This window comes from Aquirufa sp. OSTEICH-129A (assembly GCF_054558355.1).
The window spans coordinates 61711-76572 of the sequence record NZ_JBPXKC010000007.1; the positions used below are offsets into that span (position 1 = coordinate 61711).

16 protein-coding genes are annotated in these 14862 nt (G+C 41.0%); 8 read left to right on the plus strand and 8 right to left on the minus strand.

What is annotated here, in order from left to right; genetic code table 11:
• Positions 1-19 precede the first annotated feature (19 nt).
• Entirely contained in the window at positions 20-1540 is a 1521-nt protein-coding gene (gene gpmI / locus SKC36_RS12040) for a 2,3-bisphosphoglycerate-independent phosphoglycerate mutase (protein ID WP_459466040.1), read from the minus strand.
• A gap of 51 nt (positions 1541-1591) precedes the next feature.
• On the minus strand, positions 1592-2275 hold the full coding sequence (locus SKC36_RS12045) for an NAD-dependent epimerase/dehydratase family protein (RefSeq protein WP_459454946.1): 684 nt from the start codon (positions 2273-2275) through the stop codon (positions 1592-1594).
• Positions 2276-2321: 46 nt separating this feature from the next.
• Here SKC36_RS12045 and SKC36_RS12050 point away from each other — a divergent pair, with 46 nt between their 5' ends.
• Positions 2322-2717, plus strand: coding sequence for a Dabb family protein (locus SKC36_RS12050; RefSeq protein WP_459454947.1), 396 nt, complete (start codon positions 2322-2324; stop codon positions 2715-2717).
• A 24-nt stretch (positions 2718-2741) separates the two neighbouring features.
• Positions 2742-4139, plus strand: coding sequence for a Gfo/Idh/MocA family protein (locus SKC36_RS12055; protein ID WP_459454948.1), 1398 nt, complete (start codon positions 2742-2744; stop codon positions 4137-4139).
• 3 nt (positions 4140-4142) lie between these two features.
• Here SKC36_RS12055 and SKC36_RS12060 read toward each other — a convergent pair whose 3' ends face one another.
• Together SKC36_RS12060 and SKC36_RS12065 are read right to left on the minus strand one after the other, a co-directional pair.
• Positions 4143-5381, minus strand: a complete 1239-nt coding sequence (locus SKC36_RS12060; RefSeq protein WP_459466041.1) for a DEAD/DEAH box helicase — start codon at positions 5379-5381, stop codon at positions 4143-4145.
• A 105-nt stretch (positions 5382-5486) separates the two neighbouring features.
• The gene (locus SKC36_RS12065; protein ID WP_459466042.1) at positions 5487-6158 is read right to left on the minus strand and encodes a TVP38/TMEM64 family protein; all 672 of its coding nucleotides are present in this window, start codon (positions 6156-6158) and stop codon (positions 5487-5489) included.
• Between the two features lie 92 nt (positions 6159-6250).
• On the opposite strand from SKC36_RS12065, the gene hisH reads away from it, so the two are divergent.
• Genes hisH through SKC36_RS12090 form a run of 5 tightly spaced genes read left to right on the plus strand, consistent with a single transcriptional unit; the run spans position 6251 to position 9287 of the window.
• Positions 6251-6838, plus strand: coding sequence for an imidazole glycerol phosphate synthase subunit HisH (gene hisH, locus SKC36_RS12070; protein ID WP_459454951.1), 588 nt, complete (start codon positions 6251-6253; stop codon positions 6836-6838).
• Positions 6839-6841: 3 nt separating this feature from the next.
• Positions 6842-7576, plus strand: a complete 735-nt coding sequence (hisA, locus tag SKC36_RS12075; RefSeq protein WP_459466043.1) for a 1-(5-phosphoribosyl)-5-[(5-phosphoribosylamino)methylideneamino]imidazole-4-carboxamide isomerase — start codon at positions 6842-6844, stop codon at positions 7574-7576.
• A complete protein-coding gene (hisF, locus tag SKC36_RS12080) occupies positions 7570-8325 on the plus strand; it encodes an imidazole glycerol phosphate synthase subunit HisF (protein WP_459466044.1) in 756 nt (251 codons plus the stop codon). Before hisA ends, hisF begins: the two co-directional genes overlap by 7 nt.
• Before the next feature lie 25 nt (positions 8326-8350).
• Entirely contained in the window at positions 8351-8947 is a 597-nt protein-coding gene (gene hisIE / locus SKC36_RS12085) for a bifunctional phosphoribosyl-AMP cyclohydrolase/phosphoribosyl-ATP diphosphatase HisIE (protein ID WP_459454954.1), read from the plus strand.
• 1 nt (position 8948) lies between these two features.
• Complete coding sequence (locus SKC36_RS12090) at positions 8949-9287, plus strand: phage holin family protein (RefSeq protein WP_459466045.1); 339 nt, start codon at positions 8949-8951, stop codon at positions 9285-9287.
• On the opposite strand, the gene SKC36_RS12095 is transcribed toward SKC36_RS12090, so the two are convergent.
• Entirely contained in the window at positions 9288-9677 is a 390-nt protein-coding gene (locus tag SKC36_RS12095) for a hypothetical protein (protein ID WP_459454956.1), read from the minus strand.
• Positions 9678-9745: 68 nt separating this feature from the next.
• Between SKC36_RS12095 and SKC36_RS12100 the strand changes: the two genes are divergently transcribed.
• Positions 9746-10897 carry a glycerate kinase gene (locus tag SKC36_RS12100; RefSeq protein WP_459466046.1) on the plus strand — a complete coding sequence of 384 codons (1152 nt, stop codon included), beginning with the start codon at positions 9746-9748 and terminating at the stop codon, positions 10895-10897.
• Here SKC36_RS12100 and SKC36_RS12105 read toward each other — a convergent pair.
• Genes SKC36_RS12105 through ggt form a run of 3 tightly spaced genes read right to left on the minus strand, consistent with a single transcriptional unit; the run spans position 10892 to position 14828 of the window.
• Positions 10892-12037 carry a methionine aminotransferase gene (locus SKC36_RS12105; protein ID WP_459466047.1) on the minus strand — a complete coding sequence of 382 codons (1146 nt, stop codon included), beginning with the start codon at positions 12035-12037 and terminating at the stop codon, positions 10892-10894. The genes SKC36_RS12100 and SKC36_RS12105 overlap by 6 nt on opposite strands.
• Position 12038: 1 nt before the next feature.
• Complete coding sequence (nagA, locus tag SKC36_RS12110; protein WP_459466048.1) at positions 12039-13130, minus strand: N-acetylglucosamine-6-phosphate deacetylase; 1092 nt, start codon at positions 13128-13130, stop codon at positions 12039-12041.
• Between the two features lie 9 nt (positions 13131-13139).
• The gene (ggt, locus tag SKC36_RS12115; protein WP_459466049.1) at positions 13140-14828 is read right to left on the minus strand and encodes a gamma-glutamyltransferase; all 1689 of its coding nucleotides are present in this window, start codon (positions 14826-14828) and stop codon (positions 13140-13142) included.
• Positions 14829-14862: the final 34 nt, after the last annotated feature.

The following is a 14862-nucleotide window of genomic DNA, read 5'->3' on the forward strand; positions in this document are numbered from 1 at the left end:
TAAATGTGCCAGAAATTATTTAAAATAACGCAACGCCTGTCATCTCTTTAGGTTGCTCTACTCCCATCAATTTTAAGATGGTCGGGGCAATATCTCCTAATTTTCCGTTGGACAAGCTTGGGTGATCATGAGCATCCACTAAAATGCAAGGTACTAAGTTGGTGGAGTGAGCTGTATTAGGTGAACCATCTTCATTTATCATGACATCCGCATTACCGTGATCAGCAATGATGATGAAAGTATAACCATGAGCTAAACCTGCTTTAACCACTGCCTTGGCACAGCGATCAACTGTTTCTACCGCTTTCACTACCGCAGAAAACACACCCGTATGACCCACCATGTCAGGATTTGCAAAATTTAAACACACAAAATCTACTTCTCCTTTCTCCAATTCCGGAATCAAAGCATCTCTTAAATCAGCCGCAGACATTTCAGGTTGCAAATCATAAGTAGCCACTTTCGGTGAATTTCTTAGGATGTTGGTTTGCCCAATAAAAGGCGTCTCTCGACCTCCTGAAAAGAAGAATGTTACGTGTGGGTATTTCTCTGTTTCCGCAATTCGAATCTGCTTTTTACCTGCTCCTTCCAAAACCTCTCCTAAAGTCATCGGTAAATTAGAATCATTGAAAATGACATGAACATTCGTAAACTCTTTGTCGTACTCCGTCATAGTCAAATAATACAAATTCAACTTATGCATGTTTTCCTCATGGAAATCCTTTTGCGTCAAAGCTTGGGTGATTTCTCGCCCACGATCCGTACGGAAATTGAAACATATCACCACATCTCCTTCTGTAATCTTGGCTAAAGGCACCCCATTGGCATCTGTGGCTATAATGGGCTTAATAAATTCGTCCGTCACATCGGCAGCATAACTATCCTTGATAGATTGAATAACATCTTGTGTCAAATAACCTTCTGCATCCACCATGGCATGGTAGGCTAAAGCCACACGCTCCCAACGATTATCTCTGTCCATGGCAAAGTAACGACCCGTTACCGAGGCAACATGGGCTCCCGTTTTTTCACAATGCTGAACTAAATCAGTCATGAACTTCAATCCTGACTTAGGGTCCGTATCACGTCCATCTGTAAATGCATGTACAAAGACCTTAGGCAATTCTGCTTCTTGAGCCGTACTTAATAAAGACTTTAAATGTTCAATATGGGCATGAACTCCGCCATCAGAAACAAGACCCATAAAATGAACCGCCTTGCCCTCTTTTTTGGCATAGTCAAATGCTTTTGCCAATTCGGGTTCTTGTCCTAAGGTATTTTCAGTCACCGCTTTATTAATCCTAACCAAATTTTGGTAAACGATTCGACCAGCACCTAGGTTCATGTGACCTACTTCTGAATTACCCATTTGACCTTCAGGAAGACCAACGGCCAATCCTGAGGCCTCTAATTTAGCATGTGGGTATTGGGTATATAAGGACTTAACAAATGGGATATTGGCTGCATCTATGGCAGAAACCTTTGGGTTGGTAGCAATTCCCCAACCATCTAATATCATTAGTACAACTTTCTTATTCACAGTATTTCATTTATTTCCTATAAAATTAGCCAAATTCAGGGAAAAAATCGGCTATTCATCCTTCAGAACTTTCGATAAGCGAACAATATCTGCTACTTCTATGGCAGTTTTGTCATAACCATGAATGGTAACAGCAATCATCGCTTGCCCTAACTCCTTCAAGGTACAAACCATATTGGGGGCCGCCCAACGTAAAAATGGGTACATCCAATTGATGTATTTATAAAATGGTAAAGCGTGTTGTAAACCCTCCGTAGGATGAAGCATTCCAGGTCTAAATGCATAAGCCGCTTTAAAACGTAATTTTCTTAGGTCATTTTCCGTTTTTCCTTTGACCCTTGCCCACATTAAACTCCCTTTCTCAGTTGAATCGGTACTTTTCCCCGAAACATAGATAAACGTGAGCTCGGGATTATTTTTTTCAATAGACTTCGCAAATCCCAAAGTCAAATCGTAAGTCAACCGCGTGTACACTGCTTCATTTTTACCGATGGACGTAACTCCCAAACAAAAATAGCATGCATCATATCCCTTTACTTGGTCTTGCAATTCCTCCGTTTGATAAAAATCTTTCAAAATAATCTCCTTTAATTTGGGGTGGGATTTACCTGAAGGACGGCGACTTATGACCAATACTTCTTCTACATGAGGTGATAGCAAACATTCCTGCAAGACTCCTTCCCCCACCATACCGGTAACCCCCGTTACGATTACTTTGATTTTTGAATTTTTCATGGTAGAATTGAATTAAAATAATTTGAGTTTAAATTTAAATGAACACATGAACAATCGTCGCGAATTTTTACAACAATCTGGCCTATTAGCCGCAGGTTCAGCACTAACAGGTTCAGCAGCTACTCCTTCTATGAATTTCATCCACCACGTTTTATTTTGGGCCAAAAATCCAAGTAACGAAGCCGAAAAAACCCAACTTTTCAAAGCGCTCAAAGCGCTAGGAGGCCTTCCAATGATCCAATCTGCTCATGTGGGCAAACCGATCATTACGGAGTTTGACAAACCAGTTACTGAGGGAAGTTATACTTTTTCTGTCGTATTGACTTTTGCCGATGCAGAAAAGGAAAAAGAATATTTATATCACCCTTTACATAAAAAGTTCATAGATGACAACAAGCATTTGTGGGGGAAGGTTCAAGTAATTGACTCTCAAGCTATATAATTTGAATAAAACCTATTAAAAACTATGAATAATAATCGAAGAGACTTTCTCAAACTTAGTGGATTAGCCGCATTAGGTGGATCCGCTAAATGGGAAATTAAGGACTTGGCTACGAGCATGCAAGTAGAACAAGGCAAGCAAACTTTTAACATGTCGGGCTATGCCGCGCCAAAAATTGAAACCGTACGTATTGGATTTATCGGTTTGGGAAACCGTGGTTCTGGTGCTATTACCCGCGTCAATCGCATTGATGGAGTAAAGACGGTTGCGGTTTGTGATATCCGAAAAGAAAAAACGGATGCCGCTTTGAAAGCCTTGGGTAAAATGGGTATTCAACCTATCGTTTACACCGAGAAAGAGGAAGCTTGGAAAGCGATGTGTGATCGACCGGACATTGATTTGATCTACATTGCCACCCCTTGGCATTTACACACCCCTATGGCTGTATATGCCATGAAACAAGGCAAGCATGTGGCGGTAGAAGTACCGGCAGCCACCACCTTAGAAGAATGCTGGCAATTGGTTGAGACTTCTGAGAAGACTAAAAAGCATTGTATGATGCTGGAAAATTGCTGCTATGACTTCTTTGAGTTATTAACTCTCAACATGGCTCGCCAGGGATACTTTGGAGAAATTATCCATGCGGAAGGTGCTTATTTGCATGATTTATTAGACCATAATTTCACGCAAAGTACCTATTACCAAAGCTGGCGCTTAAAAGAAAACCTACGCAACGGCAATTTATACCCAACCCACGGCCTAGGACCTATTTGTCAATTATTGGATATTAACCGAGGTGATCAAATGGATTATTTGGTATCTACCTCTACCAATGATTTCTCTATGCACCAACGAGCGGTAGAGTTAGCCCAAAAAGACCCTTTCTACCAACAATTCACCAATAAGAGTTTCCGTGGGAATATGAATACCACCACGATTCGTACCGTGAAAGGTAAAACCATGATGGTTCAACATGATGTTTCTACACCTCGCCCCTATTCCCGAATCCATTTGTTAAGTGGAACTAAAGGTATGGCTGTAAAATATCCTGATCCTAAAATTTCTGATCACCACCATAACTGGATTTCAGCCGCTGAGATGGCAGAATTGGAGAAAAAATATGCGCCACCGATTGTAGCCAAGATAGGTGAATTAGCCAAGCAAATAGGCGGACATGGAGGCATGGACTTCATGATGGACTGGCGATTAATTGATTGCCTACGCAATGGATTGCCTTTGGATCAAAATGTTTACGATGCCGCCGCTTGGAGCTCGATAGGACCATTAAGTGAAATGTCCGTTAAAAACAGATCTAGATCCATGAACGTCCCTGATTTTACCCGCGGAAGTTGGAAATCCAATACCCCGGTGGATATCACTTTAGCACAAGGAGGAACTACGGGAGTAAAAGCCCAAAAATAAGCTTTACTTTTTCTTTTTCCCCCAAAACTTCTTACCACCTTTTTTAGGTCCAGAAAAATTTCGCCCCTTATCGCCAGCCTTTTGTAAGGCTGGCTCATAAGCGGGGCCAGCTCCAAACTCTTCTGGAATAGGTGATTTTGTCACTTCTTTTTCTAACAACTTTTCAATACTCGCAAATTTTCTCTGTTCGGCAGGACTGATTAAAGTATAGGCGGTACCTTGACTTTCTGCCCTTGCCGTACGACCAATGCGGTGAATATAATCCTCTCCATCATTAGGGACGTCGTAATTGATGACCAACTCAATTTCGTCGATGTCAATGCCTCGACTTAAAATATCTGTGGCTACTAAAATAGTCGTCTTTTTATTTCTAAAATCCTGTAATACTTGTTCACGAACATCTTGTTCCAAATCCGAATGGATTTCCTCTACTTTGAATTTGGCCCTCTTTAAATCGTTAGTAAGTGTTTTTACGTTTTGCTTTCTGGAACAAAAAATAATCACACGACTATACTCTTTTAATCGCAATAGGTGCTTAATCAAAGGTGATTTTTGCTCCTCAAAAACAACAAAAGCTTCTTGAACAATTTGCTCAGGGGGTTTTGAAACAGCAATATTTATCTCTACAGGATTTTTCAATAACTTTCTGGCCAATTCCCGCATTTTATGCGGCATAGTAGCTGAAAATAAGAGGTTTTGACGCTCTGGACTTAAAAAAGAGGTGATTTTGATTAGATCATCTTGGAAGCCCATATCCAACATACGATCAGCCTCATCCAACACCAGGTATTTGACCTCTTTGAGATTAACATAACCCATATTTAAGTGGGCAATCATACGACCAGGCGTACAAACTACAATATCGCAACCACTGGTTAAAGCGGTTTTCTCCGTCGTAAAAGACTGGCCATCCCCTCCACCATAAACGGCAATGCAAGAGACATTGGTAAAATACCCTAAACCTTCCATATTATCCGCTATTTGAATGGCCAATTCACGGGTAGGAACAATGATTAGAGCATTGATTTGATTTTCAGCATGTGGCTCAGTGATGATTTTATTTACAATAGGCAGCAAAAAAGCAGCAGTTTTACCCGTACCTGTTTGTGCTGATGCAATAATATCTCTCCCCTCCAAAATCGGTTGAATAACTTGAGACTGTACGGGAGTTGCGGTCTTATAGCCCATGGAATCAATTCCTGCTAAAAGGCTGTCGGCCAGACCTAATTCTTTAAATGTCAAAATCGTTTGATTAAAATGATGCCTCTTCCGAAGATGGAATTGGAAAGACAAATTTACGCCTTATATCTCACATTTCTTTCAATTTACCTTGGGAGACCCTACAGACTAGGCTTTGACCTGTCTTTTAGCCAGGAAGTACATTCCTAAGCCGGAAAATACTAGTAAAACCACACTTGCTCCGTCCTGCCAGGTGAACGATTCTGGATGATGCAAAAGGTATTCCCAACTCTTTGCTTGAGTCCCTGTCCAAACAGCCAAAGCGGTTCTTGGTAACATACCTATCATTCCTGCCAAACAAAAATCCAGGAAACTTACTCCTAAAAACGACATCATGGCGTTGGTGATAGCAAAAGGAAATATAGGCGAAAGGCGAGCTAAAAATACCCATGAAAATGATTGAGCCTGCACATTGGACAAAAATTGTGCACCTTTTTTCGTACGTTTTATCCAGCGAATTATGGCTTGACCTTTCCATAATTTGGCCATACCAAAACCCAACATTGACGCTAAACTATAGGCAAAAATCAAAGGCCAAATACCTTGAAAACCCCAAATATAGCCTACAAATAAGGCCAAAAAAGTAGTTGGGCACAAGGCCAAACCCATCACAAATACAGTAGCTAACCAAAATAATATTTGTTGACTTAAACTAAAGTCTAAAAAAAAGCTTGGATTAGATACGGCAAAATAACCTAAGGCTAAACTTGAAATAAAAGGTAATAGACCCATCCACAAAAGGTAAGCCATTTCTAAAAAAAGTTTTTTACGAAAGCGCATGTGGTATGAGATAGAACAACAAAGATAGGGGAATTTCATAATCCAGCCTATTTGCCTACCTTTGCAAGGCTGTTTACCCAGAAAGAAAGCCCATGGAAATTGCCATCGTTAAATACAATGCCGGGAATGTTGCCTCCGTGATGTACGCACTTGATCGAATCGGAGTGCCGTATCGCTGGACAGACGATGAGACGATTTTACGCCAAGCAGATAAGGTGATTTTTCCTGGCGTAGGAGAAGCTAGTACGGCCATGGCACATTTAAAAGAAAAGGGCTTAGATTTACTTATTCCTCAGTTAAAGCAACCCGTTTTAGCTACTTGCATTGGTATGCAACTTCTTTGTAAACACTCAGAAGAAAACGATACCACTTGCATGGGAGTATTTGATGTGGAAGTAAAACGTTTTCAGTCGCAGGACTTAAAAATCCCGCATGTTGGCTGGAATTCCATCCAGGCCAATCAAGCGAATCCTTTGATGGAAGGCTTAAAAAATGAAGAATACGTTTATTTTGTGCACTCGTATTATGTGCCGGTAAACCCTCTTACCACAGCCATATGTGATTATGTACAGCCATTTTCAGCCATGCTTCACCAAGACAACTTTTATGCTGCCCAGTTTCACGCAGAAATTAGTGGAATGGCAGGCCAACGAATTATAGAAAATTTTCTCGCATTATAAATCATGTTTCAACTTATCCCCGCTATAGATTTAATTGGAGGCCAATGTGTTCGCTTGACCCAGGGTAATTATGCTCAAAAAAAGGTATATCATTCGGACCCATTGGAGATTGCAAAGGAATTTGAGGGGGCAGGTATCCAACGATTGCATTTGGTAGATTTGGACGGGGCAAAGGCTAAAAAAATTGTCAATGCGCATGTTTTGGAAAGAATTGCCAAAGGAACGAACCTTCACATTGATTTTGGTGGAGGTGTACAATCCGACGAAATGATTGATATCGCCTTTTCAGCAGGAGCCCAACAGATTACGGCTGGTAGCATTGCCGTTAGTCAGCCAGAATTAGTAAGAAGTTGGTTGAAAAAATACGGTGCTGACAAAATCATTTTAGGCGCTGATGCCCACAATGAGCAAATTGCCGTTTCAGGCTGGCAGGAAAATTCCCAAATTTCCATCTTTGATTTCCTAAGAGACTATTGTGCTGCAGGAGTAAAATATGTGATATCAACGGATGTGGCTAAAGATGGCTTATTGCAAGGACCTAGTTTTGATTTGTACGAAAAAATACAAGCTCAAGAGCCTGACTTACAGCTCATTGCAAGTGGCGGGGTGGCTTGTTTAGATGATTTATACCGACTGCGCGACATGAACATTTTTGGTGTGATAGTTGGAAAAGCCTTTTATGAAGGACGAATTAGTTTAGCTGAATTAGCCACCTTTGCCAAAGAATCTGCATGTTAACCAAAAGAATCATTCCTTGTTTAGACATCAAAGATGGGAGGACCGTCAAAGGAACCAATTTTGTGGATTTACGTGATGCAGGAGATCCTGTAGAGCTTGGAGCTTTATATGCTAAAGAAGGAGCCGATGAATTGGTTTTCTTGGATATCACTGCTACCGTAGATGACAGGAAGACCTTGGTTAATTTGGTACGAGAAGTGGCAAGACATGTGAATATTCCCTTCACCGTGGGAGGGGGAATATCTTCTATACAGGATGTTTCAGCCTTATTAAACGCTGGGGCAGATAAAGTTTCAATCAACTCCTCAGCTGTTAGAAATCCTGATTTAATTGATGAATTAGCCTTACAATTTGGCTCGCAATGTATCATTGTGGCCATTGACACCCGTTGGGTTGATGGAACAGATTGGGTACATACTCATGGAGGAAGAAAAATTACGGATATTCAGACCATTCCATGGGCCAAAGAAGTTGAGAATCGAGGTGCTGGAGAAATTCTATTGACTAGCATGGATGCTGATGGAACGAAAGCTGGATTTGCCAATAAATTGACATCCACAATCTCGCTTAATTCCTCCATACCAATCATCGCCTCGGGTGGAGCGGGTAGCATGGAACATTTTTATGAAGTATTTACGGAAGGGAAAGCCGATGCCGGATTGGCGGCCAGCATTTTCCACTTCAAAGAAATCGATATTTTAGATTTAAAGAATTACCTAGCCAGCAAAGGAATTCCGATGCGTATTTAATAAATTCACCAGTATTTTTGACAAAATGAACTCAAGCCCCGACTTTTCTAAAGGATTAATACCTGCTGTTATTCAGGATGCCTCCACTCTACAAGTATTAATGCTTGGCTATATGAATGAGGAAGCCTATGTAAAAACACAGTCAGAAAATATTGTCACTTTCTATTCTCGATCAAAAGAGCGATTGTGGACCAAGGGAGAAACTTCCGGAAATTTCTTTCATGTTAAAAATATTCATTTGGATTGTGACCAAGATACCCTGTTAATCCAAGTTAACCCGGTAGGCCCTGCTTGCCATACAGGTGCAGATACCTGCTTTAATACCTCTAACCAAGACAATGCCGCTTGGCTTGACTATTTAAAGCACATCATTCGCTCTAGAAAAGGAGCTTCTGCCGATACTTCATATACCGCATCTTTATTCCAAAAAGGAACCAATAAGGTAGCTCAAAAAGTAGGAGAAGAAGCCGTAGAACTCGTGATAGAAGCTATGTCAACTAACGATGAATTATTTAAAGGTGAGGCGGCAGACTTAGTTTTTCACTTATTGGTTTTATTAGAAGACCGAGGAATTGGATTGGAAGAAATCATAAAATTATTACAGCAAAGACACGCGAAATAACATGATAGGGTTCATCATTCGATACATCATCATTGCAGGGGTCATTTTAATCATCCCGCGCTATTTAAAGGGAATTGTCGTTGACGGATTCACCACTGCCCTCTTAGTAGCCTTAGCCATGGGCTTTTTAAACTCATTTGTAAAACCCTTTTTGCAAATCATTAGCTTTCCTATCACCTTTATGACCTTGGGATTGTTTTCTTTGGTCATCAATGTGGCCATGGTTTACTTGACAGAATTATATGTTCCAGGTTTTCAAGTAAGTGGTTTTGTGGCTCCCTTAATCTTTAGTTTTCTCGTAAGTTTTTCTAGCACCGTGGTGGGCTGGTTTACCAAATAATCATGGCAAACCACGTTGAAAGGTGATTTCAGTAGCTAAACCTATGGCACTGAAACGAAATGCCATGGAATAAGCTTGTGATGGATTTGTCATTTTATCACAATGAGGTCCTTTTTCCAAAAAATACACATAGTATTCTTGATTTCGATCTGCCAATTGTTGGATATCCGGTTTGCCAAAAATATCCTCAATATCATTGGAACTAACCCCCTTTAAATTCTCTTTGTGGGATTTCAACCAATCAACTTGAGAGCCTCTGCTACCTTGACATCCAGCTTCATCTTGTACAAATTTATTGACATCAAAACCACTTAAATCGGGCTGTTTGGTACAAGAGGACAAAAGCCATATTAGTAACAAAAAGCAGGATATTCGAAATGAAAACGACATAGGGCTTTATTTATTTATTCAAAAATACCAAAAGGATTCCCGTCAGGAAAGCACTCGAGGATAAATTCATGGATTTAAACAAATTGTTGGTAAATTCAGGTCAAATTCACGTGATGCGCATATTACTTTGTCCTGATAAATTTAAAGATTCCCTTAGTGCCGCCGAGGTTTGCCAGGCTTTAGCCAAAGGGATTAAAAAATCCTATCCAGATGCTATCATCCAGTCGCTGCCATTAGCAGATGGTGGAGAAGGGACCTTGGATGTCATTCACGAAATTTTTGGAGGAGAATGGATGCATGTCAAGGTCAATAACCCACTCTTTCAACCTATTCATGCCCCCTACCTTTGGGTAAAAGAAAAAAAACAGGCATTTATTGAGATGTCAAGAGCCTCGGGGATAGAATTATTAGCACCCAAAGATCGTAATCCTGCATTAACGAGTACCTATGGCACGGGAGAGCTAATCCGACATGCCTTAGAATTAGGGGCTAAAAAAATCACCTTAACCGTGGGTGGATCTGCCACGAATGATGCAGGAATGGGTATGGCGGCCGCTTTAGGTTTCCGTTTTTTAGATGAACAAGGAAATGAGTTAGCTCCGATTGGAGAAAATTTGAGACATATTCATCGAATATTGCCTAGTAATTTAAAGGATCAATTAAGTCTGATTCAGTTTCAAGTAGCCACAGATGTTCGCAATGTTTTGCATGGGCCTCAGGGTGCAGCATACGTTTTTGCCAAGCAAAAAGGAGCTGACGAAACCATGATTGAGCAATTAAATGAAGGTTTAATACATCTAGCTACATTCTTTCCAAATGCTAGCATGGCACATACACCTGGAGCAGGAGCAGCAGGAGGTTTAGGAGCAGGAGCCTTGTTTTTTCTTCAAGCTAGTATTCACCTCGCTTCTGAGTGGATATTAGAATTAGTGTCATTTGACCAGCATGCTGCCCAAGCAGATGTCATCATCAGTGGTGAAGGAAAAATTGATGTCCAATCTTGGGAAGGGAAATTAATATCTACCCTAATTCAACATAGTCAAGCCTGCCAAAAGCCCATCATCCTAATTTGTGGTGGACTACAAGATGTAGGGAAAATTCCTGCATCGATGCAACACATACCTGTTTATCCCATTTTGGTGCCTCCCATTCGATTAGAGGATGCCATGACTCATGCCGCAGACTATCTAAGCCAAATAGGGCAAAAATTAATCTTATAATTGAACGAGTCTTGCAGCCGCTTCCAATAAAACCTCATCCGATTTGGCGAAGCAAAAACGCAAAATTGTATCACCGGGAGCCTTTTCATAAAAAACAGAAATAGGAATAGACGCCACTTGGATTTCTTTAGTCAATCTTTCTGCTAAATCTACATCTCGTTCTTGGCTGATTGCACTATAATCCATGCATTGGAAAAAACTGCCATGACTTGGTAATAATTTCCATTTACTTCCTTCAAAAGCCGAAGCAAATAAATCCCTTTTTCTTTGGTAAAATTCAGAAAGTCCCAAATAATGTGCAGGTTCTTTAAGGTAATCCGCAAGGGCATATTGCAATGGAGTGGCACTGGAAAAAGTCACCCATTGGTGTAGTTTTTGAAACTCCTTGGTCAAATAGGCGGGCGCCAAACAGTAACCAATTTTCCAACCCGTTATGTGGTAGGTTTTACCAAAAGAACCACAAACAAAACTTCGTTGACGAAGCTCTGGGTGCAACAATACGGAATAATGCTTTTGACCGTCAAAAACTATGTGTTCATATACCTCATCGGAAATAATCAGGATATTGGTCCCTTTCACTATTTCAGCCAAGGCATTTAAATCATCTTCGGTCCAAATGGAGCCCGTAGGATTATGCGGACTATTCACCATAATGGCCCTTGTCCTGGGACTAATGGTACGAGCCAGCTCTTCCCAGTCTATTTGAAAACCCCGCTGAGCATCCATAGATAAATGAATGGGTATGCCGCCTGCCAAACGAACAGCAGGGTCATATGCATCATAACTGGGATCAAACATGATGACTTCATCACCCGGAAAAACGCAACAATGTATGGCACAAAATAAAGCTTCTGTAGCCCCAGAAACAACTGTTACTTCCTTATTAGCATCGACGTCAATACCATAAAACAAACTAGTCTTATCCGCTATGCTTTGTTTAAAAACGGGCACTCCAGCCATAGGAGCATATTGATTATGGCCTTTGGAATAGAATGCCAACAAAGATTGAAGTTCTTCCGAACAGTCAAACCCAGGAAAGCCTTGCGACAAATTTAAGGCATTGTGCTCGGCTGCTAGAGCCGACATTTTAGTGAAGATAGTGGTTTGTACTTGCGCTTGTTTGGAAGGAAAACTAATCATATTAATCCATCAAAGGTTCACCGTCCAACCATACTTGTTGAACTTTTAAATCATCACTCATATGTATCAAGCAGGCCTTTTTCCCTACTTCGACCGATCCTATTTCTCGATCTAAATTGGCCACTTGGGCTGGATAAAGGGTAGCCATACGAATGGCTTCTTCCACATCTATCCCCACGTGATGCACGCAATTTTGAACGGCCTGTTCCATCGTTAAAGCAGAGCCCGAAAGCGTACCCGATTCATTAGAAAACTTTCCATCCTTTTTTTCAAATAAATAAGGGCCAGACACATCATGAGTCACGGCATCGGTAATCAAAAATAAACGATGTTTCTTCAATTCTTTGGCCAACTTCACAGAACGAAAATCACAGTGTAAGCCGTCCACGATAATACTAGTCCAGGCATCGCTCGACAAACTAGCTCCCACAAGCCCCAATGCTCGGCTTTGCCACTGTGACATGGCATTAAATAAATGTGTAATCCGATGAGCCCCCTTGGATAAAGCATTATTTGCTTGGTCAATAGTTGCATCTGAATGCCCCAAAGAAACCATGATGGGGCTTTTGATGATATAATCTAATTCCTCTTCCGAAAACATTTCCGGAGCGATGGTCATGTAGATAGGCAAATCACCAGCACGATGCACAATTTCTTGGATGTAGTCAATGGAAGGCTTTTGTACAAATTCTTCTTTATGAGCCCCCTTTCGTATAGGGTTGAAAAAGGGCCCTTCTAAATGTAAACCAATCAAACCTTTGCCTCCCTTTGCCAGATAGGCTTTACAAGCATCAATAGCCTTCCACATGGTTTCCTTAGGGGAGCAGTTCAAGGTAATCTGAAAATGGCTTGTCCCTGTTTGCTGATGCTCTTCAAAAGTTTTGGCTATAGCCGCTTCAGTAGGATGGTTGGAAAATAAAATTTCGCCTCCACCATACACTTGCAAATCAATAAAACCGGCACAGATAAAACCAGATCCCTCTAAATCACCTTCCACTGATTTAATCTCCTGAATACGACCTTGATGCACATGAATTTGTTGATCGATCAACCATTCATGTCCCGTAAAAACGCGTTTTGCTAATATAACCATTGACCTTTATTAATAACCAGCTGCTTGTCCGTCTTTTCTAGACTCAGACGCGCCAAAATAAACTTTTCGAACGGGATCCCATTTGATGGCTTGATAACCACCATAAATTCCATTCATAAAACCAACTTGATGACCTTTTTGTAATAATTCTCGAATGACTTCATAAGGGTATCCGCTTTCCAGCGTAATTGTTCCACCCGTCAATTCCATCGCCTCCCCAGTAGGTTCAGAAGACCCTTCGTGATTTAACCTTGGCGCATCTCCAGCTTCTTGAATATTCATACCAAAGTCCACTACATTCATCACAATCTGCACGTGGCCCATCGGCTGAAAAGCTCCACCCATAACACCAAAGCTTAAAAAAGGCTGACCATCCTTGGTAACAAAAGCCGGAATGATGGTATGAAATGGACGTTTTCCAGGGGCATAGGTATTATTTTCTCCTTCATTTAAACTATACATTTCCCCACGATCTTGGAACATAAATCCGAGTCCATCCGGCATCAAACCAGAACCAAATCCACGGTAATTACTTTGAATCAATGAGACCATGTTGCCATCTTTATCTGCTACTGTCAAATAGATGGTATCTCCCTCTTTTAAAGCTGGATTTCCTGCGTCATAATGCCTAGCAGCACGGTTCGCTTGAATTAGTTTTCTTCGCTCAGCTGCATAGGATTTTGAGATTAAATTAGCCACTGGAATTTTGGCAAATTCAGGGTCGGCATAGTATTTAGCTCGATCTTCAAACACCAATTTTTTGGCCTCTGTAAATAAGTGAATGTGCTCTGCACTACCATGCTTTATTTTGGAAAAATCGTAACCTTCTAAAATATTTAACATTTGTAAAGCTGCAATTCCCTGACCATTGGGTGGCAATTCCCAAACGTCATAACCACGGTAATTAACCGACACAGGATCAATCCAAGTGGAGGTATGGGTCGCTAAATCCTCATAGCTTAAAAATCCACCATTCTTTTTCATAAATGCATCCATGGTTCTTGCCATATCGCCTTTATAAAACACATCTCGGCCTTCCTTTCCGATTCTTTCTAAGGTATTTGCCAAGTTAGGGTTTTTAAACACATCCCCCACAACAGGAGCTTTTCCAGAAGGATAATAGTGTTGTGCTACATTGGGAAACCTTCCATAATTCGCTTCTACCCGTTGCAAGGCTGAGGCAAATTCCCCATGCACAGGAAATCCATTTTTAGCATAGGAAACAGCCTTTTCCAAGACCTTTGACATAGGCATGGATCCAAATTTTTTATGTAATTCAAACCATGCATCGACGCAGCCCGGTACACTAACAGGTAAGGGACCTGTGCTTGGAATATGTTTCAATCCTCTTTTCTTCAATTCAGCAAGGGTCAAGGATTTAGGTGATCTACCAGAACCATTTAATCCGTATAATTTTTTGGTTTTCGCATCCCAAACGATCGCAAACAAGTCGCCACCAATTCCATTTACATGGGGCTCCACAACACCTTCCATGGCATTGGCAGCAATGGCGGCATCGATGGCGTTCCCACCAGCCTTTAAAACATCCAAGGCCGCTTGGGTAGATAATGGATGGGAAGTAGCAGCCATTCCGTTTTGGGCTATAACCTCAGAACGGGTAGCCCATAATTTTCCATATGGCCTATCTTGAGCCCAAAGGCTCACAGGAAATAACAATAATAAGAGTAGTTTTTTCATGATGAATGTAAGTTAAGGCCTTGAATTTAATGAG

Coding starts and splice junctions, on each gene's coding strand:
- SKC36_RS12095 (WP_459454956.1), bottom strand. CDS start 9,677: ATGTCGTTTTCATTTCGAATATCCTGCTTTTTGTTACTAATATGGCTT.
- SKC36_RS12045 (WP_459454946.1), bottom strand. CDS start 2,275: ATGAAAAATTCAAAAATCAAAGTAATCGTAACGGGGGTTACCGGTATG.
- SKC36_RS12065 (WP_459466042.1), bottom strand. CDS start 6,158: ATGCGCTTTCGTAAAAAACTTTTTTTAGAAATGGCTTACCTTTTGTGG.
- SKC36_RS12090 (WP_459466045.1), top strand. CDS start 8,949: ATGATAGGGTTCATCATTCGATACATCATCATTGCAGGGGTCATTTTA.
- nagA (WP_459466048.1), bottom strand. CDS start 13,130: ATGGTTATATTAGCAAAACGCGTTTTTACGGGACATGAATGGTTGATC.
- hisA (WP_459466043.1), top strand. CDS start 6,842: ATGTTTCAACTTATCCCCGCTATAGATTTAATTGGAGGCCAATGTGTT.
- hisH (WP_459454951.1), top strand. CDS start 6,251: ATGGAAATTGCCATCGTTAAATACAATGCCGGGAATGTTGCCTCCGTG.
- ggt (WP_459466049.1), bottom strand. CDS start 14,828: ATGAAAAAACTACTCTTATTATTGTTATTTCCTGTGAGCCTTTGGGCT.
- SKC36_RS12100 (WP_459466046.1), top strand. CDS start 9,746: ATGGATTTAAACAAATTGTTGGTAAATTCAGGTCAAATTCACGTGATG.
- SKC36_RS12105 (WP_459466047.1), bottom strand. CDS start 12,037: ATGATTAGTTTTCCTTCCAAACAAGCGCAAGTACAAACCACTATCTTC.
- SKC36_RS12050 (WP_459454947.1), top strand. CDS start 2,322: ATGAACAATCGTCGCGAATTTTTACAACAATCTGGCCTATTAGCCGCA.
- hisIE (WP_459454954.1), top strand. CDS start 8,351: ATGAACTCAAGCCCCGACTTTTCTAAAGGATTAATACCTGCTGTTATT.
- hisF (WP_459466044.1), top strand. CDS start 7,570: ATGTTAACCAAAAGAATCATTCCTTGTTTAGACATCAAAGATGGGAGG.
- SKC36_RS12055 (WP_459454948.1), top strand. CDS start 2,742: ATGAATAATAATCGAAGAGACTTTCTCAAACTTAGTGGATTAGCCGCA.